Source organism: Saccharopolyspora shandongensis (assembly GCF_900106995.1).
GTDB classification, from domain to species: domain Bacteria; phylum Actinomycetota; class Actinomycetes; order Mycobacteriales; family Pseudonocardiaceae; genus Saccharopolyspora; species Saccharopolyspora shandongensis.
Genome location: NZ_FNOK01000134.1, coordinates 1 through 1,015, shown reverse-complemented (window position 1 = coordinate 1,015; position 1,015 = coordinate 1). Strand labels below are relative to the sequence as shown.

Genomic DNA, 1,015 nt, shown 5'->3' with positions numbered 1-1,015 from the left:
GCGGCTTCTCCCTCGAAGCCCCCGACGGCGTCCGCTTCCTCACCCGGTCCCGCCTGCTCACCCAAGACGAATGGAAACGCCTCGAAGCGACCTGAACACGAGCCGAGCCGCGTTGTCCTTGTCGGGCCGCCGGGCGCCGGCAAGGGAACGCAGGCGGAAACGATTTCGGCCCGACTGGGTGTTCCACACATCTCCACCGGCAACATCTTCCGGCGCAACGTCGGCGAGGGCACGGATCTCGGACTGCGGGCGAAGTCCTACATGGACAGCGGCGCCCTGGTTCCGAACGAGCTGACCAACGAAATGGTGCGCAGACGTCTCGGTGAGGACGACGCCGACGGCTTCCTGCTCGACGGGTTCCCCCGGAACCGGGAGCAGGCCGAGTTTCTCGACAACACACTGCGAAACTCCGGACGCACCGTCGACATGGTGCTGGAACTGCACGTGTCCGCAGAGGAAATCGTTCGTCGCCTCAACGGAAGGCGCATGTGCGGCACGTGTGGGCGGAGCTGGCACGTGGAGTTCAACGCCACGAGGGTGGAGGGCATCTGCAACGCCTGCGCCGGTCCGCTGCACCGGCGCGACGACGACCGCGAGGACGCGATCCGACGCCGTCTGCAGCTCTACGAGCAGCAGACCGCACCGATGCTCGTGCACTACCAGGAGAAAAACAGGCTGGTGCGGGTCGACGCGTCCGGTCCGGTCGACGCTGTCGGCGAGCGGGTGGCCGCCACGCTCGGCGCCCGACCGAACTACAGCGCAACGTCGCCGCAACGTTGACCGCCGTAGATTCGTCCAACCGGTTGACGGATCCGGGAAAGCCGCAACGAAAAGCGATCACGCTGTCACGTGATCGCGTCGAGAGGTCGGAAGTGGGCAAACAATCACAGAGCACTTTGGACAATCTGCTCACCGAAGAACGGGGCCATCCTCAATCAGAGGAGTTCGCGGCGCAGGCCAACGCCACGTCGGCGCTGTACGAAGAAGCCTCGGCCGATCGGGAGGCGTTCTGGGC

2 protein-coding genes are annotated in these 1,015 nt (G+C 65.6%); both read left to right on the top strand.

Annotated elements, in window-relative coordinates; translation table 11 throughout:
* Positions 1 to 780 (top strand): adenylate kinase (locus BLW84_RS45940; RefSeq protein WP_093279052.1); only part of this gene is annotated, 780 nt, incomplete at its 5' end.
* The coding region (locus BLW84_RS47130) for a hypothetical protein (protein WP_143061395.1) at positions 777 to 1,015 on the top strand (239 nt) is incomplete at its 3' end. The genes BLW84_RS45940 and BLW84_RS47130, both read left to right, overlap by 4 nt.